Here is a 19,897-nt window from a genome sequence, read left to right on the forward strand (position 1 = left end):
CTGCCTATCGGGAAGTCCCCGCGCGTTCCATGGCCCACCGGATCATTTCCCGATGGGCTCGCGGTTCGCTGTCGCGCAAGTAAAGCAGTCCTATCGGATATCCGAGAATGACGGAACCGGGCTTGTGCGCCGCCAGTTTATGGTGGGCCGTGTTCAGTGCAAAGGCATAACCGTTTCCCATGGATGCGAGATCCGTGGGGCCTATGGGGCCATTGGCCGGTGCAACGTTCAGGCGGGCGATGCCTTCCGCCGGCAAAGGGGCAGATTCGGCGTACAGCGGAGGAATCCCTTCCAAATCCGCAATGACCGGCATGGGATGGCGATCAAGGCGTTCCTGGGCGCTTTGGGGCAGCAAGGCCCGCGGACTGAAGGCTTTGAACAACAGCCGGTAGCCCGATAGGTCTTCGGAAAGATTATCTTCATTCACGATGCGAACGGGAATTTCAAGATCGCGAAACAACTTGTATACACCAAATTGGGCGTCGTGAACCCATTGGTTTGCTTCGCGGTATGAATAATGGGTCCACTTTGATAAAAACAGAAGGACCGTGTCTTTACGGGATACCAATCGGTTCGTGCCGTGCGGTACATTCTCCCCGTGTTCGGCGAATACAGAGACCAAGTCCCGCAACAAGGGAAAAGTAGAGGGCATTTCTGCATTGTACGAGTAGTTGGCGACTTTCAATCCAGCGCCGGCTTGTGCGGCCTGCCGGCCGATCGCCAGAAGTTGGCCGTGGCTGTATCCAAGCCCAATCGTGGACTGATAGGCATCGAATTCGAATTGAACGGGCCGTTGCGCGATGCCGCGAAAACTGTCCACCGCCGTGGCCGCGGTCCAGGCATCATCCTTGACATGCCAGAAGAAATCGTAGGAATGAACAATCTGATCCATGCCGCGCGACAAGCCCCAATAGTCGAGATTGGACATCGCTGCGCTTTCTTTCCGGTAACTTTCGCCCAACGGCGCCGACAAGCGCGCTTTCGGATCGCCCGCACGAACGGCCGCGGCAAACCGTTCTACGGCTTCGCGCCAGCACTGTTCGCGAAATGCAATCCATGCGCGGTTTGCCGGATTGCGGTCGGGAACGCCTTGGGTTGGCCCCGGAACCGGCGGTTTTTCGGGGAGAGGCGTGTTGCGCTCGACCACGTCGCGCAGCCAAGCGGGGCGGGGCGATGCAATCGCCTTGCGCCACGCGGCCAGCGTCGAAGGATCGTAACTCCACCACTCCGACCATTTCAGTTCCGCATGGATGCCGATGAACGGGCTGAAATAGACGTCCTCGCCGGCGCATGCCCGGGCAAGCGTTGTGCAAAGAGGAGCGAAGCGACTCCAGAAGCGCTCATCCATAATGGACGGCGGTTTCTGCGGCACGGGCGATCCGTCCGCCGCGACCCATGTGTCGCCGTCGTACCAGTCGGGTGTGGCGCCGCCATAGTAACTGTTGATGCGCAACCGCATGCCGGCGCCGTGGCGCTTGCAGACGGCGAGGCGTTCAGAAAGCCATTTGATCTCGTATTGGCCCCGTCGTGGCTCGACATGTTTCCAAGGAACGGAAATCTCGATGCGATTGAATCCCATCGCAACGAGATCCGCGGTCCATGTTTCGAATAGGGCCAGATCCTGGCAGGGCGCGGTCCAATCCCAGATATCGAACGACGCTTCCCGTTCCTCCGGGACGACGGCGCACAGGAGTCCCACGAGGGCCGCAATCACTTGATGCCGGCCTTTTCCGCGAGGGCTTTTTCCATCTCCACACGAAACCCTTTCATGTCCTCGAGGCGCAGCAGGATCAGATGGGATATGCCGAGGGCGAAAAGAGGTTTTGTGCCGGCGCGCATGTTGGGCGATGATCCCCGGCCTTCGAAACGCAACGTATGCTTGCCCGCCTCAAGGGTGTGCCGGTCGAGCGATACCGGCAAGCGGTCCATTCCAACCGAATTGAAATCAATTGGTCCGCCAAAGGCTTTGCCGTCAATCATCGGCTGGTAGACGCTGCCTATAAGCGAGTAAAGCATTATCGCTTGCAGTGTGTAAACGCCCTTTTCGGCCACTTCAAAGTCGAGTTCGATGGCGCCGTCGCCTTGTGCGGGCATGTACATGACGCCGTCTTTCTCCTTGAGAAGAAGTTGAGACGGCGTTCCGCGGACTTCGAGCGCATGGGTTTCGATGGTTTTGTAGGGGGGAAGGCGATCCCTTGCGGAAGGCCAAGGGCGATCAAGGCCAGCGGGTGGTCGCTGATACCAGAACGCGACCGAACTAATCCAGTCCGACCGCTCGAGAAAACCGCCCAGTTCCAAAAGGTCGTCCGTGAAAATACTGCCCCGATGCTCGATGGTGACCTTGAGCGATTTCTTGAAAGCCACAGGATCGATCAAATGCCACCGATACGCCGTGACGCGGTCCCCGGCGAAATAACCCTCGAACAGCGGAACGCCGTAATAGGGCGTCGAGAAGGGCCGGAAACCCCATGCGTCGTTGAAATAGTCTTCCGTGCCGGTTCCGCGTAGCGAGGGCGTTTCCTCGCCGTCAATGTAGAAGCGGTCGTCCCCCTCACCGAACCAGCCGTTTTCCATCTGATGGACGGAATACACGGTTCCCACATACTGTCCGGCGCCGTCCGTTTCGAGGATCGTGTAATCGCCGGGTTCGGCGGGCGTGGCCTGCCGGTATTGTGCGTGAAAATACGTCGTGTCTTCGGGAAGCGAATCCTTCTTTTGCCAGTCCAGATAGTAGTAGAAGGAATCGCATTCGATATCTTCGGATTCGTTCGTCAACGTAACGCGCGCGCTCTTGCGAAACGGCATCCGCCAGTAGCACGTGCGGGCGCGTCCGTTCGATGTGACCGCCGCGGGCAGCGAGGTGTAGGTGATCCACGCCCCGTGGCCTACCCCGAAGAAATCGCCCAGGGGCGCTTCGACGCTGGGCTTGTCCAGCCCGTCCCAATAGATCCGAAGTACCAGCGAACGCCCGTAGAACGGATCGTTCATACCAACCGTGCACCAAATATGCGTGATGATGCCCGGTCCCTCGAGTTCGCCCAGTGTGAGCGTCTGCCCGGGCGCGATGTTTTTCGCGTCGCCGTTCTTGTACAGGTCCGCATTGCTGCTGCTTTCGCGGCGCGATGTGAAATCCGGCATTGTAGCAAGATCGTCGAACAAAGCCGATGCGCCGTCTCCGGCGGCAACGACCGGCACAAAAAACAACACAAACAGAACCATCCAATACATTTTGAACACTGCCTTTACCCCCTTGTCCATTAGTGAAAACAACATTCACAATCGGTGGCATGAATGGTATAAAACATCGTCCATCCCTTGATATACGTTTTTTCACACAAGCGTTTCAAGTTCGTTTACAAGCGCCCTGAAGTGTTCCATGGCGTCGGTGACGGGCCGTGGGCGGGAAAGGTCCACGCCGGCATGGCGCAGTTGGTCGAGAGGGAACCGCGACCCGCCCGATTGAAGAAAGGCCAGATAACGTTTTCGCTCTGCCTCGCCGCCTTGCAGGACGGCCCGCGACAGCGCAATGGCCGCCGAGAGTCCCGTCGCGTACTTGTACACGTAGAACGCGCTGTAGAAATGGGGGATGCGGAAACATTCAAGCGATAACGCGTCGTCAATTACGACTTCGGGTCCAAAATACGCGTCGAGCAGGGAACGATATTCCGCACGAAACCGTTCGAGTGTCAGCGGTTCGCCGTTTTCGACGACAGCATGGATATTCCGCTCGAATTCGGCGAACATAGTTTGCCGGATCAGCGTGCCCCGGATCTCGTCAATCTCGCGGTTGACAAGATATGCCCGTGTTTCGCGATCCTTGGCCTGTTCGAGCAGGTGCGCGTTCAACAATTGTTCGTTGAAGGTCGAGGCCACCTCGGCCACGAAGATGCTGTACCGGTAGTCCTGGAAGGATTGGCTCCGTGCGCTGAGGTACGAGTGCATCGAGTGTCCGGCCTCGTGTGCGAGTGTGAAAACATGATCGAGCACATCGTCCCGGTAGTTGAGGAGAATGTAGGGAAGACCATCGTAACTTCCGCTTGAAAAAGCGCCGCTTTGCTTGCCGGCGTTCTCGTAGCGATCCACCCAGCGTTTTTTCAGAAGTCCTTCCTCCAGCGGGCGGACATATTCTTTGCCCAGGGGGGACAAGGCCTCGCAAACGGTCCGCGCGGCCTTTTCGTAGGGGGTGCGGCGGGTGACCGTCTGCACCAACGGCACGTAGGTGTCGTAGACGTGGAGCGATTTAAGCCTTAGCGCCTTTTTCCGAATGGCAAGATACCGGTGGACAATATCCAAATGGGCGCGCACCGTTTCGATCAAGTTGTCGTAGACCGCGATCGGAACGTTGTCCGCGAAAAGCGCCGCCTCCCGCGCGGAGGGAAAGTGTCGGACACGCGCCTGGTATACATCCTGCAATACCGAGGCGTTAAGGGCGGCCGCCAGTGTGTTTTTATGCGCGTCGTATTCCGCATAGAATTGATCGAAGGCCTTTTTGCGGATGCTGCGCCGGTGCGATTCGAGAAAACTCCGGAACGAACCCTGCGTGAGCGGAACTTTCTTCCCACGATCGTCCTCGCATGCGCCAAAGGAAAGGTCGGCGTCGTTCAACTGGTTGAAGATGCGCGGCAAGGCTTCAATCACCTCGCCCTGCATCGCCAGCAGCCGCTCTTCCGCGTGGGAGAGGATATGGGGCTTGTAGCGCAGCAATTTTTTGAGTTGAAAGCGATAGGGCGCAAGGCATTTGTCCTTGAGAAATTCGCGCATGCGCCCCGCAGGAATGGCCTGGATTTCCGGCGCGATGTAACTGGCCTGTTCGTTGGCATTCGTCGCGAGGTGCATGTACCGGGCCACTAACCCCTGGTACCGACTGTTTCCAACGTCTTCCGCGGCTTTTAGTCCGGCATACTCGCCTAGGCGTTCCGCCTCGCGCTCGAATCGTGTCTGGAATTCCAGGCAGGCCAGCAGACAACGGGCGGAACGGCCCAGCGTGCCCTTGAAACCGGCGAGCCGTGGAATCTGCCGTTCCAATTTTCGATACGCGCGCATCCACGCCTCGTCGCTTTTGAACAAAGGCGACAAATCCCATGTGTCATTTACGGCCACTTCATGTCGTTTCGGCAGATGTTTCATCGGCTTTCCTGTCGGTTACTTCTTCCAATTTTTCAGCGCCCCCGCTTCGAGTCCAAGGGCTTCCTCATAAATGGCCAGCACATTTTCGAGCGGGGTATCGGATTGAATGCAGTGGGCCGGACTGAAGATGTATCCGCCATTTTTACCGACGACTTCCAAACGGTGGCGGGCTTCGGCGCGGCAGGCGGCCTCGTCCCGGAAAGGCAGCGTGTCCTGGGTGCTGACAAGGCCGCAAAAGGCAAGCCTGTCCCCAAACTCCGCCTTGATTTCCGCCGCGTCCATCCCCGGGGGTTCCGGCTGCATCGCGTCGAGAATGTCCAGGCCCATTTCGATGAATATCGGCATCAATTTCCGCGTGTTGCCGCACGAGTGCATCATGGCTTTCGCGCCGAATTCATGCGCAAGATCGTAAAAACGTTTGAGCCGGGGATAGAAAAAGCGCCGGAACACGTCCGGCGGAAACATCGGTCCGGCTTGGTTGCCGCAATCTTCGCCCAAGCACAGGATGTCAATCTTGCCGTTGCCCGCTTCGAGCGTCCGGCGGCACCGTTCGTACAAGACGTCGCAGCGTTTGTCAATGATGGCCACGCCCACCGGATCCTCCGTCACGATGTCCATGACGACCTGTTCCATGCCGCGTCCCCGGCTGACGCCGTTGACAATATCCGGTATGCCCGCGCTGCCGTGACAAACCGCGAAATCCTTCAACTGATCACATTGCGCCTCGATGTCCGAATAGTCGAACAAATCGGCCGTCGGCCATGGAAACGCCTCGACTTCTTCCAGGGTCACGGGCGGCGCCATCGGCAAATGGTGCGCCTCGGCATAGGCGCCGGTCGTGAAATGAATGGTCTTGTACCCGACGCCCCATTCATCCACATGGTCGCAACCGGGCGGAATCGGGCGTTCCGGGCCGATATACCGCGGCTCGACGTGCCGGAAATCCACGCCGAGAATCGGAAGGATGTCCGGTGTGCCGAAATGCTCCACGAGCCGGGCATGAATTTCCGGCGTCAGATAAACCTGAATAGGCGCGCGGTCCGGTTGACGGTGGTTGACCGCGGCCAATACGCGTTCCTTGGATGTCATCGGCATAATTCCTCCTGGCTTGTTTGCGCACGCAACCTTCCCCGCACAACGCGGCGCCGATTTCAAAACCGGCCATGAAATACCGAATTGAAATTCGGCGCTGCATGGAAAAGCAAGCGCAGGCTTGGCGACCGGGCAAGCCGCTATTTTGCCCACTTTGACCGCGAACTGCAAACTTCCCACTCCGAGTAGATTTTTATTTGAGGCAAAAGGACTTCCGCCGGTAGAACTATTTTGAAAATTCATCTGACCGCGACTCGGTTCGTGCTCGTAATCGTAATCGAAACAAGAAGTTATGAACCTCTTCAATCGCTTGTGGAGTAATCCAAGAGAATGCTTTTGTTTTCATGCTTGTGCGCATAATGATAATCGTGTCAGGGCGGATCGCTCTCCGCCACAAGCTCCGGCGGGCGGTTGATTTCTTCCGCTGTCCGATGTCTAATTGAAGGTAGTGCAGTCTTGCCGCGAGGATGACATCATGCGAACGAGTTTCTCGCTTTCGACGGGAGTTTTACTGATTGCATTGGCCGGGTGCTGTCTGGAACCGGAAGGCGACCGCGATTTCCGCCAGGACATGCGAGCGTTTGTCCAGTCCATTTCCGCGCACGCGAAAACGATCGCCCCAGACTTCATCGTCATTCCGCAGAACGGACAGGAACTGCTGTCCCTGAACGGCGAGTCTGACGGACCGCCCGCGCAGGAATACATGAACGCGATAGACGGCGTGGGCCGCGAAGACCTCTTCTACGGTTTCACGAACGACAACGTCGCGACACCCGCGAACGAGCGCGACTATTTGCTCGGATTTCTTGAACTGGCCCTCGCGCACGGGATTCGGCCCCTCGTGACGGATTACTGCTGGGACCACGCCAAGATGGACAATTCGTATGCGTCGAATGCCGCGCGCGGATACCTGGGTTTTGCCGCCGACCACCGCGAGTTGGACAACATCCCCGGCTATCCGTCCGCGCCCTATCTCGCCCACAATAACGATGTAAACACGCTCGCCGACGCGAAGAATTTCCTCTACCTTATCAATCCCGGCGGGTATCCGACAAAGGACGCGTTCCTGTCGGCCCTTCGCGCCACGGATTACGACCTCTTCATCATGGACCTGTTCTTCCAGGATGAGACCCTGTCCAGCGCGGACATCGAATCCCTCAAGACCAAAGCCGGCGGCGGACGTCGTCTCGTCGTCGCCTACATGAGCATTGGCGAGGCCGAGGACTACCGTTATTATTGGCAAAGCGCATGGAGCAGTCACCCCCCCTCATGGATCGCCGCCGAAAACCCCGACTGGCCCGGCAACTATAAAGTCCGGTATTGGGATCCGGCCTGGCAGGCTGTCATACTCGGCTCCGCGGACGCCTACCTCGACCGCATCCTCGCCGCCGGATTCGACGGTGTCTACCTCGACATCATAGACGCCTTCGAGTATTTTGAAGAAACACGATAATCAAATATGCCGTCCCCGCCATTCCGGGAACAGTTCACAGCCAGCGAGCGGATTAAGACGACGATCTTGGCGTGTCTTACGGGAGTGTCTCCAAGACTCGGACATCTTCCAGATCGACGTCTCTTCCTGAATCTTTTTTCGAGGTTATCAAGTCTTCGCGGGCTACCATCTCTGTCCAAATGGCGGCTTGTAGAAAGCCATTTTGAGTAAATAAACAACGTTTTTTCCGGGAAAGCGTTCTTGGGACACCTTTTCTTCGCGATGAAGAAGAAGTGTTCCCGATCAATCGTATTTTGGGCCGCTCTGACATGCGGATTTGAGTTCGGAATCGCCTGGCCCGAATATCCGTGCCCTGTTTTCCATCTGCGTATATCTGCGTCATCTGTGGATCATGTGATTTTCCGCAGATGACGCAGATAGTCGCAGATATCGAACCGATGAACGGAATAAAGAGGTAAAACGTGGCTCCTTGCGGTTTTGTGTTTTTTTTACAATTCTTTTGGACAGCAATGGCGGGCTACAATGTAAAAGAATTGACCTTCTACCTGGATGGTCAGTCTGCATATTCTCGCGTCCTGGTACGAAATGCCCGGAGCCCACGTCTGCTCGTCTATTCGGACATAATCTCCGAACACGATTATTTCATTGGCCAGCACGTCCTCGGGCCTGGTAAGCGCCGTCGTTCCCAAACCGGTGTCGAGGAATGCGCCCAGCAACCCGCGCACGTGTTCTACAACGCTTCATCCGCGGCATTCAAGACGCGGGTATTCAATGGGTGTCGAGACCGTGCAGCATGAAAATGGCATGTTCGATCGTTTTCAGGATTTCGGCCATATATTCATCCACAGCCTTGACGCTTCCCGGAAGGGTATATACAAGGGTATGGCCGAAAATGGCGGCCACTGACCGGCTGAGCAGGGCGTTCGGTTTGTCGGCGCCGTATTTGATTCGGATGTGCTCCATGATGCCGGGGATTATTTTATCGGCGAGTTCGGAGACGACTTCGGGCGCAATGTCGCGGGGGCCGAGACCGGTGCTGCCGGTTGTGAAAACCGTATGCACGCCGGCATCCTGCGCGTCAATCAACGCGCCGCGCAGTTGGTCCGCGTCGTCGGGAATGATTGCCGAGGCGGCGTCCAGTTGCCAACGCTTCTCCCTTGCAAAACGCTCGAGGCATTCGCGGACGCGCGGACCGCCGCGATCGGGATAAACGCCCTGGCTGGCCCGATCGCTCAACGTGACAATGCGGCAGCGCAGGATGCGCGGCTTGTGCGCAAGGACATCGCCGGGCCGGACCGTCCCGCCGCGTATGACGCGGGTGAACACGCCTTCCTTCGGCATGACGCAACGCCCCACCTGCTGGAATATGGCGCAGCCCGATCCGTGGCATTCCTTGCCCAACTGCGTCACTTCCAACTCGACCGACCCGCCAAGCAAGAGTCGATCCAGAATCGCCACATCGGCCAGTCCAACGCCTCGCGTGGTGATGTTCTCGGCAAACTCGCCGGGCAGAAAGGTCTGGCCGGCCTCCCTTGAGAACCGTTCGATGCTTTCGGCGGCAAGCAGACTCACTTGGCGATGCCAATGGCCCGCATGCGCATCGCCGCTTACCCCTTGCGAATCAATGACGATCGCGTCCACCGGCTGTTTGGATGTGCCCTGCCGTTCAGAAATGTTTACCGAAACAACCGAACCTTCGGGGGGATTGACGTGTTCCATGCCGTTGCTTCCTTTGTCTGTGCGTTGCGTCTCGGATGCCGATGGAATGGTATCCTATTTCAAAATCCCAGCGCCAACGGACGCGATCGCCTTGTTTGCGCATGAAGAACCTTCCAATCGCACATTCCGGAGATGATTTGCCCCGGCGAGGCGGCTTTCGTACACTTTCCGCATGTTTTCTTTCAAAAACGCATGTCACGCGCTGGCGCCATGGACCGATCGGCTGCTGGGACTGGTATTTTTGGCGGGCGCCATTCTGAAGGCGCTCGATATCAACCTGTTCTCGGTCCAGATCGCGCATTATGGCGTAATTCATGAACCGGTATTGCTGGCGGCGGCCGCATTGGCGACGCTCGCGGTGGAAACGACGCTCGGAATCTTGTTGCTGGCCCGGATTGACTTGCGCGGATTGCTGCATCTGCTGGTATTGATCGTTCTCGCGCTGTTCACGATTCTTATCGCGTACGGTTGGGCCTTCGCGGGATTGAAGGACTGCGGCTGTTTCGGCCCCATCGAAATGTCGCCGGGCATTTCGATGGCAAAGAACATCCTTCTGGCCGTTTTGGCCATCGTGGGTTTTGGCGGACGCAAAAAGGCACAGCCGTCGCAGGGAGTATTGTTTGCCGGCGTCGCGCTGGCGATTTTGGCAACCACGGCCCTCACGGCGTTTGCGGCGGGACGCCTTCAATCCGTCAAGCCCAAGGATCGGCCGTTTGCGCAGTTTGTATTCGAACTCGATGGCCGGGCATGGAACCTCGGAGAAGGGACTTATTTGGTTGCGATGATGAGCATGACCTGCGAGGAGTGCATGGCGACGGTGCCGGCCCTGAACGCCCTTGCCTCCGATCCCGAATGCCCGCCGATCATTGGGCTGGGTTATGAAGAAAAACCCGGATCGGCCGCGGTTTTTTACGAAAACACGCGCCCGGAATTTCCAATCTATTCCCTTGGGGACCAAATTCGATTGTTCTATAGTTTTATCGGGGAATCGCCGCCGCGATTTTATCTCATACAGGATGGCGCGGAACGTGCCTTTTGGGACGAAATCCCGCCGAGTCCCGAAGCGATCGCATCGGCGCTCGCGGGGAAGGGTTGATCCCGCAACGCCATTGCGCCGGTGCAAGGTTTGAACGAATGCCGGCGCCTTCGGGATAATGGACCAATGAATCTCCGGTCGCTCGTTCTCAATGAAATCCTCCCACGCGTGTCGAAACCGGCCCAATACCTGGGCACGGAATGGAATGCCGTACACAAGGACACGGGCGCCGTGGAATTGCGTGTTTGTCTCGCATTTCCCGATTTGTACGAGTTGGGACTCGGCAACCTGGGGCTGCACATTTTGTATGCCATCTTGAACCGGTTGCCGTGGTGCTGGGCGGAGCGGGCCTATGCGCCCGCGCCGGATTTGGAAGCGGTTTTGCGTGCGCGGGGAACGCCGCTGTTTACGCTTGAATCGAAAACGCCGCTCGCGGAAATGGATTTCATCGGTTTTACCCTCCAGTCGGAACTGACATACACCAGCGTGTTGAACATGATCGATCGGGCCGGATTGCCGTTGCGTTCCAATCAACGGGCAAACGCGCACCCGATCATCGTGGCGGGCGGGCCGGGCGCGTTGAATCCCGATCCGATGGCCCCGTTCATTGACGCCTTTGTCGTTGGCGACGGGGAGGAGGCCGTTTGCGAAATCGCTTCCTGTTTGCGTGGCCTTAGGCAGGGGACGCGCCGGGAAAAACTTGAATCCCTGGGCGGCCTATCCGGTGTGTTCGTGCCGGCCCTTCATGACGTGGCGGTTCGGGCGGACGGCGCAATCGTATCGAATCCCGCACGGAAAATCGTGCGGAGGACTGTGACCGATTTGGATGCCGCGCCCGTGCCCGAATCGTATCTGGTGCCATTTGCGCAACTTGTCCACGACCGCGCCGGCATCGAGATCATGCGGGGGTGTGCGCACGGCTGCCGGTTCTGCCAGGCTGGAATGATTGGCCGTCCCGTGCGAACGCGTTCGATTGACACCATTGAACGATTGATGGACGAGACGCTTCGTAGGACGGGATACGAGGAAATTTCACTGTTGTCGCTTTCGAGTTGCGACTATCCGGAAGCACGGACTTTGTTTGCGCAGGCGGCGCGTCGTGCCCATGCGGACGATGCGGCCGTGTCGGCGCCGTCGCTGCGGCTCGACACCTTCGCGGTGGAACTGGCCGATGCCATTTCTGGCGTTCGACGCAGCGGTCTGACCTTCGCGCCGGAAGCCGCCACGCCGAGACTGCGCGCGGTGATCAATAAAAATTTCGACGACGAAACGCTTTTCACGGTCATCGGGGAGGCGATGCGGCGCGGGTGGCAGCACGTCAAATGCTATTTCATGATTGGACTGCCGACGGAAACGGATGAAGATGTCGAGGCGATCGCGGCCCTGTGCCGGGAAGCGTTCGCCCGCGCAAAAGAAATAAACCGTCGCGCCCGGATTACAACGGGGGTGTCAACCTTTGTGCCGAAACCGTTCACTCCGTTCCAGTGGGCGGGGCAGATTGGGTTTGATGAAATCCGCAGGCGGCAGGCCATCCTTGCGCGGGAACTCAAGCGGTTTTCGGCGATCAAGTTCGGATACCACGAACCGGAATCGTCGTTTATCGAGGGTCTCATCGCGCGCGGGGATCGGCGCGCGGCCGATTTGATCGAATCGGCCTTCCGCCATGGCGCGCGCCTCGATTCGTCGTCGGATTTACTCGATATGAACGCGTGGGGCAAGGCCATCGGGGAAACTCGGTATCCGGTGGATGCGATGCTTGCCGAACGCCCGTTGGATGCGCCTCTTCCGTGGGATTTCATTGACGCGGGCGTTTCGATGGACTGGCTGCGCTTGGAATGGGCCAAGGCGCAAGACGGCGCGGAGACTTCCGACTGCCGCCGGGCCGTCTGCAATCAATGCGGCGTGCGCGGGGCATTGTCCGCCGAATGCAACGCGATGCAGGCGCGTTGGCGGGAGGCGGCGGATCGCAGGGAAAGCGCCGCGCCGGTTGTGATCGAATCGCGTGAGGAACCGCCGCCCGCGCAACGCGTGCGTTTTCGTGTCGGACGTTTCGACGAGGCGCGGTTTCTCTCGAACCTCGAATGGATTGCCGCGTGGATTCGCGCCTTGCGGCGTGCCCGGTTGCCGGTGTCGCATTCGCAGGGATTTCACGCGCATCCGAAAGTGACGTTTTCGACCGCGCCGCCTGTCGGCGAGGAATCCGAAGCCGATTACATGGATGTGCTGTTGCGGGAACGCATCGCTCCGGATTCGTGCCTGGCGCGATTGCAGGCAACTCTTCCAGTGGGAATGTGTGCGTATGAGGCGGCGGAGGTCCCGTTGAACGCGCCGTCGCTGATGAGCGCCGTGACCGGCTGCGAGTACCGGTTATATGCCGTCGGCGATCCGAAAGAGGCGGCCGTGCGAATACGCGAAATCGTCGAATCCTCCAGCGTATTCGTCGAGCGGAAGGGACGCCCCAGCGGGCCACGGCGTTCACCGGCTTCCGTTACGGTGGATATACGTCCCGCCATCGCGGAATTGGCCTTGGAAGCGTGTGAGGGCGATCGGTGGTGCGTGCGGTTTGTCACGCGGCTCGTGGGCGGCCGGCTCGCGAAAACGCGCGAAATCGCACAACTGCTCGGCCTTGATCCCCAAACGACGCGCGTAAGGAAGACGGCCACTTATTTGAGCCGGTAATGCGACGGATTGCGTTTTGGCTGTCTGAAATGGGGCCGCCGCTTCGCTTTATTCGGCCTCCGATTTTTCGCTGATCTTTTTCCGTCTGGGGGCGGACTCAACCCTTTTTGTTGATTTCACCGGTTTGGCCAGCAGGGCGGCAAATGCATCGTCGAAAATATCCCACGTGCGCTGGATATCCTTGTCCGTATGCGCCGTGGAGAGGAACCAGTTGTGATGTGACGTGAAAAAGGCGCCGCGCCGGGTGCATTCACCGCACAATCGTTGATGGAACATGAGGCTGGGATCGTCGGTGATGCGCAGGTAGGGCATGGACGGCGCCCCGGATACCTTGAGCGTATACCCGTGGCTCTTGGCGATTTTGACCATGCCATCCAGAAGTTTCGTGCCCTTTTCCATCATGACGCGCGGACCGTCAAGGCGCTTCAGTTCCTTCAAGCATGCAATGGCCGCCGCCATGGGACCCGCCGAAAACCAGTAGCTGCCCGTGTGAAACACTTTCGCCGCAGCGTTTTTTAGCGCATCCGTGCCGACCAGCGCCGAAATGGGGTACCCGTTTCCGATGGCCTTGCAGAAGCAAATCAGGTCCGGCTTGAACCCAAAGTATTCGTTCGACCCGCCCATGTCGAGCCGGAATCCGCAGCGCACGTCGTCCACGATAAAAACAATGCCGTGCCGGCGGAGCAGCGTTTCAACTTTCTGCCAATAGCCGTCCGCGGGCAATTCGTTGTCGGCGAAAACAGGGTGATGATACGGCGTCGAGATAAACGCGGCGATTTCGCCGGGATGTGCGGCGATGGTGCGTTCCAAGGCGCCGACATCATTCCACGGTATGCGAATCACGTTTTTGTGGTCGTCCTCGACGACCCCGTGGTGTCCGGGCGCCTGCATCCAGGGCGAGGTGCCGTGATAGCCCCCGATGATGCCGACGACTTTCTTCCGGCCTGTCGCCGCGCGCGCCGTCATGAAGGCGTAATTCGTCACATCCGCGCCGTTTTTGGCAAAGAACGCCCAGTCCGCCACGGGTACGAGATCCACAAGCAGTTCGGCGAGTTCAACCATGCGCGGGGAGGCTGTGCTGGCGGAATCCGCAAGGGCCATCTGCTTTGCGTAGGCGGCGTCCACCACTCGGTTCATGTAACCGAGGACCATGGGGCCGTATGCGCACATGTAATCAATGAAATCATTTCCGTCTACATCCCAGAAATGCGAACCTTTGGCGCGTGCCGTAAAAAAAGGGTAATGCGCGACGGGCACGCAGGGCGCCGGGCTGAAGTGGCCGTATACCCCGCATGGAATGACTTTCGCCGCGCGGGCGAACAGGGCCGCCGATTGGCTGTATTCATACTTCTTCATGATTGACTCCCGTTTTCATCCTCTTCGGACAGCACCGGCGGTACGGTTGATTGTGTTCGGGTTGTTGTTTTGCCGGGTTTCCTGTCCAAGTCAAGTTCAATTCCATAGAGCACGCGGGTGCACTCCGGGCAAATGCCGTGGGTGAAATCCGCGTCGGAATGTTTGCGAACATAGGCTTCGATGCTGTTCCAGTATCCCGCGTCGTCGCGGATTTTTTTGCAGCGCGCGCATATCGGGATAAAGCCTCGCAGCGTCTTGACATTGTCGAGCGCCTCCTGCAGTTCGTGCGTCCGTTCGGCCACTTGACGCTCCAATTCCTGCTGGTTGCGCTGTTCCAGATGGCGGATGTGATCCATTAGTGCGAAAGATTGGAGCAGCGGGATGAAAATAAATCCGATATGGAACAAATTTCTGAAAATGAAATGATCCGGAAGCAGATTGAGTCCCCACAGACCAATGACGATGGCGCCGGTGAGCATGACGCCCCAACCCATTAAAAAGGCCCGTGCGGACCGGTTGCCCCTGCGATGCGAAATCCATCCCGCCGCAATAAGCAAGGGTGGGGCTATCAGGCTCAGGACATGGGTATAAACGTTGACCCAGAGGAATTCGGTGGTTTTGCCGAGCGGAATCGCGAGACTCAATAAGGCCATTGCGGCCAGGATTTTGTCCAGACGGGGCGCCAAGGATGCCGTGTTCAAAAAACTCCGGGTGAAAAGAAAGGCAAGACATATGCCAAATCCAATGAAGAAGAACACGGAACGGTCGGTCCACCACTGGGCATTGCGCCAAAGAAACTGGTGGGCCGTGCCGTGAAACGACAGCTGATAGCCGATGCAAGCCAGCACAAACAGGGCATGATAGAAGAAAGGTTGCCCATGCAGCCGCAATGAAATAAGGATGTTATGCAGGACAATGGCGATCAGCACGCCGTAGAACAATCCGAGTATAAGTATCCAACGGGCCATATGCTCCAGGAATGGTGACGTTTGCCATAGATAGACATGCGCCTCGGTCCATCCCTTGTTTCGAATGCAAAGGTAGAGGGTCGTCTGGGAATGGGGAGCCGTGATGATGCGAAAGGTGGGCTGCGGCCACGGTTGGGCGTAATGGCTGAAGGCATGATCGGTGCCCGCGTGATATGTCGTGAAACCGCCTTCGGGCTTGGGAACATAACAAACCACCGTGTTCAATCGCGGGTTGTCCACCTTGAGAAATTGACGGTTTTCCACGTCCAAGGGATTGTTGATGGTCAATCGAAACCAGTAGGCCGTGGAACGATCGGTGAGGCCAAAGCGAATGTCCGGCCCCTTGATGGGTTGAAAATCGCCCTGTTCCGGCGGCGGCGGGAATTCTTCCGGCGAGGCGGGAGCGGGCAATACGAGATATTCCAAAAGCGGCGAGACGTGTAAAACCGGCCTATCCGGATCAATCGTGACTTCGCCGGCTAGGGCGCCCAAGGGCCAGAAAGCCAGAACCGAGACAACAACCGCCGAAAAGACGAAAAACGACGCCGGATGAACACTAGGCGAAAAGAAAACGCCGTTTATCTTGTCTGTCCTGTCCATACCATCCGTTTTGTTGCTTGGCGGATGCCGTTTGCGCGCCATCAGGCCAGATAGGCCGGCACGCGGTCCAAAATCAGATTCGTGTTGTCAATCATGGGCAGCATGCCTTCCAGGATGACGCTGCCTTGCGCCACGGCCAGAAAGGCGTCGAGTTGATTCGTCAGCAGGGCGTTGGCCACGCCGATGTCGCGAAACGTCATGCGCGCGGCGGGGGAGGCACAAACCCCTTTGGCCGCGCGAATGCCCTGCGGGCTGAATTCAAGGAATGCGCAGGGGCCATCGGGCCGGACCTCAACCTGCAGGATGCCGTGCGGGATATGCGCGGCAATAGTCTTGGATGCCGGATCGTGCGCGGCCAGTTCCTTGACGGCAAACAGGGCGGTGTTCAGCGTAAGATGCGTGTTGATGCGCAGATAGGCCGGATCCGCCAACCGTTGGGCGTCGGGCCGTAAAAAATACTGGAGGCGATCCGTCAATCGAGTAAAGTCTTTCTGCAGAAATCCCAAGCGCGAAAAGCCCTTGAGCGGTATCGGAACGCCTTTTCCATCGAACAGCGCATTGAGATGCCCATGGGTCAGAAAATACAAACTGATGTCCGGACTTGGCATGGTTCCGATGGCGTGCGTGCAGCGTCCGTCGCGAAAGACAAGATGCGCGGCCGGGCCGCCCCTGACCGCGAATTGCAGGGAGAGATCCCAATCTTTGGCCCAGGAAGCCGCCTCGGCATCGAGAAGCAACAGATCCTCGATATTCTGAAGCACGGCGTACAAATTCAGATGCGCACGAACAACCGATTCCGACATGACGCTACACCTTGGTTATAAACCATTGATAACGAAGAACATGGGACTCTGCATCCCCGAAAACACGATCAGCGTCGTTCCATTTATTTGTCTTTATTATATCCAATACCAATCTATGCACGTTTAAGGAGTTGTTCGACGGCCTCCAGCAGTTCCGCGTTTGATACGGGCTTGGATAAAATCCGAGAAGCGCCGTAGGAGGCGGCAAGATCCAGAAAGTCCATCACGCCGGTTTTTCCTCCTCCCGACATGGCGATGATTTTTGCATCCGGTTTTTCCCCACGCAACTTCATGATAAGTTCCAATCCGTCGTGCTCCGGCATCAAAATATCGGTTAAAACCACATCCACGTCATTGTCGCGGAACGCTTTAAGACCGGTCCGTCCGTTTTCGGCCACAATCACCCTGTACCCAGCGCGCTCAAGCAGCCTCCTCATCACAATGCGGACCGGCTCTTCGTCGTCAATGACCAGAATAGTCGCCATGCCGCCAACGCTCCAATCCGCCTCAAGTGTGCCACGCAAACCGTTTGGATGCAAATTCACATGAAAAAATGAAGGGCGCTTCTTATTCGCTTGTCAGCATTCCAGCCACACAGGCCGTCATGAAACTGGTCAGGGTGCCGGCGACAAGCGACAACAGGCCAAGCCTCGCAAATTCGGAACGGCGATCCGGCACGAGGTTGTTCAACGCGCCGAGCAGGATGCCGAGGCTGCCCGGATTGGCGAATCCGCAGAGGGCGTAAGTGACGATAGTCACGGAACGGGGACTCAACGCGCCCTGCTCAATCAGCGGCTTCAGATCCGCGTAGGCGAGAAACTCGTTCAGGACGGTCTTCTTGCCGAGCAGTTCCGCGACGGCGCCCGCATCGTGCCACGGAACGCCCATCAGCAGCGCGAATGGGTGGAAAAGCCACGACATCGCCTGTTCTAACGAAATGCCCGTAATACCCTTGAGCGCAAGGTTAGCGAGGTATACGAGACCAATGAATGCAATCAACGCCGCGCCGACGTTCAGCGCCAGTTGAAGTCCGTCGGAGGCGCCGCGGGCCGCCGCATCCACCATGTTGCGGCTTTCGACGGGAATCTCGATGCGTTCCGAACCGTCCGTAAGCGGGTTCCCGGTTTCGGGTACGAGCATCTTGGATATGAGCAGCGCCGCAGGCGCGCACATGAGCGACGCCGCAAGCAAATGGCCGGGCTGTGCGCCGAACGACGCATACGCCACCATCACGCTGCTCGCAATCGTGCCCATGAACGTCGTCATGATGACGAAGAGTTCGGAACGTGTCATCCGTTCCAAGTAGCCGCGCGAGGCCGGCAGCGACTCGATGCCCATGAATACCTGCAACGCCGCCGCGAACGTCTCGGCGCCGGACGTTTTCATCGTGCGCCGCAGGACATACGCCATGCCGTTGACCACCGCCTGAATCACGCGAAAATGCAACAGGACCATGGACAACGAAGAGACGAAAACGATGACCGGAAGCACCTGAAACGCCACGATAGCCCCGATACTCATATCGTCAACCAGGTTGCCGAAAAGGAAGCGAGAACCCTCTTTCGTGCAGTCGTTCAGGACGTTGAACGCCCGGTCCACCATGCTGAAAAAAGTATGTCCAAACCGCGTGTCGAGCACCAATACCCCCAGCGCCAACTGCAAGCCCACGCCCCACGCCACCAGCCGCCACGGAATCTTCCGCCGATCCGACGAAAGTAAGTAGCAGATGAGAATGATAACTGCAAGCCCGAGCAGACTCATTCCGCGCAGAAGAATTGTCGATCCCATCGCCAGTCTTGCTCCCTCCGAATTGTTCGGCAAAATGCCGATGCGTATTCTAATCTACGCGCGTCGTGGTTCACAAAAGAGGAGTGGAAGAGTGGCGTGGAAAGAGGTGTTTGTGCCAGTGTATGATGATGCAGAAGGAGCGGAACCATGGAACCCAAAATCGGCATACTGACTATCAAGGGATTTCGGGCGCTCAGAGACCTCAAAATCGAGGGCTTTGGGCGAGTCACTTTAATTACTGGCCGCAACAACACCGGCAAGTCATCGGTACTGGAGGCCCTTCGCGTTCTGGCATCTGACGCATCGCCAACCGTTGTCACCAATATTCTTCGCTTTAGAGAGGAGGACTCTGGCGACATTGATGAACCTGCGCGCCCATTGGATTCAGAGGGATTGTTTCCCTTGTCGAGTCTATTCAATGGTTTCCCTGAGTTCTCCACGAAGCTTGATCCCGTAGTAATCACTTCGAATGGCAGACAACGCTCGATGGCATTGACCTTGGAAGCAGGCTGGTTTTCTGAAGAACGACAGGCAGACGGATCGAGGCGATGGATTCCTCAGCAACAGGATCTTTTTGGCGAGGCTGATGCAGTGCCCGCACTACTCATCAAGATCGGCGATACTGCGCGTATATTGACATTGGACGTCTATCGTCGTTACTCTCGCGGCCGACTGATTCGTTCTGAATTCGCCCTAGATGAATCTCGCCTCTCATGCGTGTTCGTGAGTCCTTACGGTGGGGAGGGAACAGCCAAGTTGGGCCCGCTGTGGGATAAGATCGCGCTCTCGGATCGCGAAAACGATGTTGTCGAAGCCTTGCGCATCATTGATCCTGATATATCGGCCGTTTCAATGGTCGGAGGTGAGGGACCACGCCAATCGCGCACAGCGATAGTCCGTTCGACGCGCCTGCCACGTCCTGTGCCACTTCGTTCGTTTGGCGACGGCCTGAACCGTCTTTTTGGAATCATCCTTTCTTTGGTCAATGCCAGAGAAGGCTTGCTCCTGATAGACGAATTCGAGAATGGGATGCACCACACGGTTCAAACTGACGCATGGCGGGCGATATTCAAACTGGCGAGCCGTCTTGATATACAGGTCGTGGCCACCTCGCACAGTTGGGATGCGATTGAGGCGTTTCAGAAAGCGGCCAGCGAAACCGAGGAGGAAGGGGTTCTCATTCGCTTGACGCGCAAGGGCGACGACATCATTCCGACTGTTTTTCGCGAAGACGAATTGGCCATCGCCACTCGCGACCGTATCGAGGTGCGATAAC

The 19,897-nt window shown here is 57.6% G+C and carries 14 protein-coding genes; 4 read left to right on the forward strand and 10 right to left on the reverse strand.

Going from position 1 to position 19,897, the window contains the following annotated elements:
* Positions 1-4: 4 nt before the first annotated feature.
* The 4 genes from P5540_03485 to P5540_03500 all read right to left on the reverse strand — a co-directional run bounded on the left by P5540_03485 (position 5) and on the right by P5540_03500 (position 6,216).
* The gene (locus tag P5540_03485; GenBank protein HRT63863.1) at positions 5-1,714 is read right to left on the reverse strand and encodes a hypothetical protein; all 1,710 of its coding nucleotides are present in this window, start codon (positions 1,712-1,714) and stop codon (positions 5-7) included.
* On the reverse strand, positions 1,711-3,228 hold the full coding sequence (locus tag P5540_03490; protein HRT63864.1) for a DUF2961 domain-containing protein: 1,518 nt from the start codon (positions 3,226-3,228) through the stop codon (positions 1,711-1,713). The genes P5540_03485 and P5540_03490 overlap by 4 nt, the downstream gene beginning before the upstream one ends.
* 102 nt (positions 3,229-3,330) lie before the next feature.
* Complete coding sequence (gene pepF / locus P5540_03495; GenBank protein HRT63865.1) at positions 3,331-5,127, reverse strand: oligoendopeptidase F; 1,797 nt, start codon at positions 5,125-5,127, stop codon at positions 3,331-3,333.
* A 15-nt stretch (positions 5,128-5,142) separates the two neighbouring features.
* Positions 5,143-6,216 carry a uroporphyrinogen decarboxylase family protein gene (locus tag P5540_03500; protein HRT63866.1) on the reverse strand — a complete coding sequence of 358 codons (1,074 nt, stop codon included), beginning with the start codon at positions 6,214-6,216 and terminating at the stop codon, positions 5,143-5,145.
* A gap of 478 nt (positions 6,217-6,694) precedes the next feature.
* Here P5540_03500 and P5540_03505 point away from each other — a divergent pair, with 478 nt between their 5' ends.
* Positions 6,695-7,672 carry an endo alpha-1,4 polygalactosaminidase gene (locus P5540_03505; protein HRT63867.1) on the forward strand — a complete coding sequence of 326 codons (978 nt, stop codon included), beginning with the start codon at positions 6,695-6,697 and terminating at the stop codon, positions 7,670-7,672.
* Positions 7,673-8,440: 768 nt separating this feature from the next.
* On the opposite strand, the gene P5540_03510 is transcribed toward P5540_03505, so the two are convergent.
* Entirely contained in the window at positions 8,441-9,391 is a 951-nt protein-coding gene (locus tag P5540_03510; protein ID HRT63868.1) for a molybdopterin-binding protein, read from the reverse strand.
* A gap of 172 nt (positions 9,392-9,563) precedes the next feature.
* Here P5540_03510 and P5540_03515 point away from each other — a divergent pair, with 172 nt between their 5' ends.
* The gene (locus P5540_03515) at positions 9,564-10,487 is read left to right on the forward strand and encodes a hypothetical protein (protein ID HRT63869.1); all 924 of its coding nucleotides are present in this window, start codon (positions 9,564-9,566) and stop codon (positions 10,485-10,487) included.
* A gap of 66 nt (positions 10,488-10,553) precedes the next feature.
* On the forward strand, positions 10,554-13,106 hold the full coding sequence (locus tag P5540_03520) for a TIGR03960 family B12-binding radical SAM protein (GenBank protein ID HRT63870.1): 2,553 nt from the start codon (positions 10,554-10,556) through the stop codon (positions 13,104-13,106).
* 48 nt (positions 13,107-13,154) lie between these two features.
* Here the strand turns inward: P5540_03520 and P5540_03525 are convergent, their stop codons facing one another.
* The 5 genes from P5540_03525 to P5540_03545 all read right to left on the reverse strand — a co-directional run bounded on the left by P5540_03525 (position 13,155) and on the right by P5540_03545 (position 18,621).
* Positions 13,155-14,462 carry an aminotransferase class III-fold pyridoxal phosphate-dependent enzyme gene (locus tag P5540_03525; protein HRT63871.1) on the reverse strand — a complete coding sequence of 436 codons (1,308 nt, stop codon included), beginning with the start codon at positions 14,460-14,462 and terminating at the stop codon, positions 13,155-13,157.
* Positions 14,459-16,030 (reverse strand): 7TM diverse intracellular signaling domain-containing protein, encoded by a 1,572-nt coding sequence (locus P5540_03530; GenBank protein ID HRT63872.1) that lies wholly within the window; start codon positions 16,028-16,030, stop codon positions 14,459-14,461. Before P5540_03530 ends, P5540_03525 begins: the two co-directional genes overlap by 4 nt.
* Before the next feature lie 41 nt (positions 16,031-16,071).
* Positions 16,072-16,833, reverse strand: coding sequence for a hypothetical protein (locus tag P5540_03535; GenBank protein HRT63873.1), 762 nt, complete (start codon positions 16,831-16,833; stop codon positions 16,072-16,074).
* 113 nt (positions 16,834-16,946) lie between these two features.
* Positions 16,947-17,318: a response regulator gene (locus P5540_03540; GenBank protein HRT63874.1), complete on the reverse strand. Its 372-nt coding sequence runs from the start codon at positions 17,316-17,318 to the stop codon at positions 16,947-16,949.
* Positions 17,319-17,400: 82 nt separating this feature from the next.
* Entirely contained in the window at positions 17,401-18,621 is a 1,221-nt protein-coding gene (locus P5540_03545; GenBank protein ID HRT63875.1) for a nucleoside transporter C-terminal domain-containing protein, read from the reverse strand.
* A 147-nt stretch (positions 18,622-18,768) separates the two neighbouring features.
* On the opposite strand from P5540_03545, the gene P5540_03550 reads away from it, so the two are divergent.
* The gene (locus P5540_03550; GenBank protein ID HRT63876.1) at positions 18,769-19,896 is read left to right on the forward strand and encodes an AAA family ATPase; all 1,128 of its coding nucleotides are present in this window, start codon (positions 18,769-18,771) and stop codon (positions 19,894-19,896) included.
* Position 19,897 lies beyond the last annotated feature (1 nt).

This window comes from Candidatus Hydrogenedentota bacterium, from assembly GCA_035450225.1.
Taxonomy (GTDB): domain Bacteria; phylum Hydrogenedentota; class Hydrogenedentia; order Hydrogenedentales; family SLHB01; genus DSVR01.

What these genes read in the sequence shown, in the direction of transcription:
- P5540_03490 (HRT63864.1), bottom strand. Translation starts at nt 3,228, where the DNA reads ATGTATTGGATGGTTCTGTTTGTGTTGTTTTTTGTGCCGGTCGTTGCC.
- pepF (HRT63865.1), bottom strand. Translation starts at nt 5,127, where the DNA reads ATGAAACATCTGCCGAAACGACATGAAGTGGCCGTAAATGACACATGG.
- P5540_03500 (HRT63866.1), bottom strand. Translation starts at nt 6,216, where the DNA reads ATGACATCCAAGGAACGCGTATTGGCCGCGGTCAACCACCGTCAACCG.
- P5540_03505 (HRT63867.1), top strand. Translation starts at nt 6,695, where the DNA reads ATGCGAACGAGTTTCTCGCTTTCGACGGGAGTTTTACTGATTGCATTG.
- P5540_03510 (HRT63868.1), bottom strand. Translation starts at nt 9,391, where the DNA reads ATGGAACACGTCAATCCCCCCGAAGGTTCGGTTGTTTCGGTAAACATT.
- P5540_03515 (HRT63869.1), top strand. Translation starts at nt 9,564, where the DNA reads ATGTTTTCTTTCAAAAACGCATGTCACGCGCTGGCGCCATGGACCGAT.
- P5540_03520 (HRT63870.1), top strand. Translation starts at nt 10,554, where the DNA reads ATGAATCTCCGGTCGCTCGTTCTCAATGAAATCCTCCCACGCGTGTCG.
- P5540_03525 (HRT63871.1), bottom strand. Translation starts at nt 14,462, where the DNA reads ATGAAGAAGTATGAATACAGCCAATCGGCGGCCCTGTTCGCCCGCGCG.
- P5540_03530 (HRT63872.1), bottom strand. Translation starts at nt 16,030, where the DNA reads ATGGACAGGACAGACAAGATAAACGGCGTTTTCTTTTCGCCTAGTGTT.
- P5540_03535 (HRT63873.1), bottom strand. Translation starts at nt 16,833, where the DNA reads ATGTCGGAATCGGTTGTTCGTGCGCATCTGAATTTGTACGCCGTGCTT.
- P5540_03540 (HRT63874.1), bottom strand. Translation starts at nt 17,318, where the DNA reads ATGGCGACTATTCTGGTCATTGACGACGAAGAGCCGGTCCGCATTGTG.
- P5540_03545 (HRT63875.1), bottom strand. Translation starts at nt 18,621, where the DNA reads ATGGGATCGACAATTCTTCTGCGCGGAATGAGTCTGCTCGGGCTTGCA.
- P5540_03550 (HRT63876.1), top strand. Translation starts at nt 18,769, where the DNA reads ATGGAACCCAAAATCGGCATACTGACTATCAAGGGATTTCGGGCGCTC.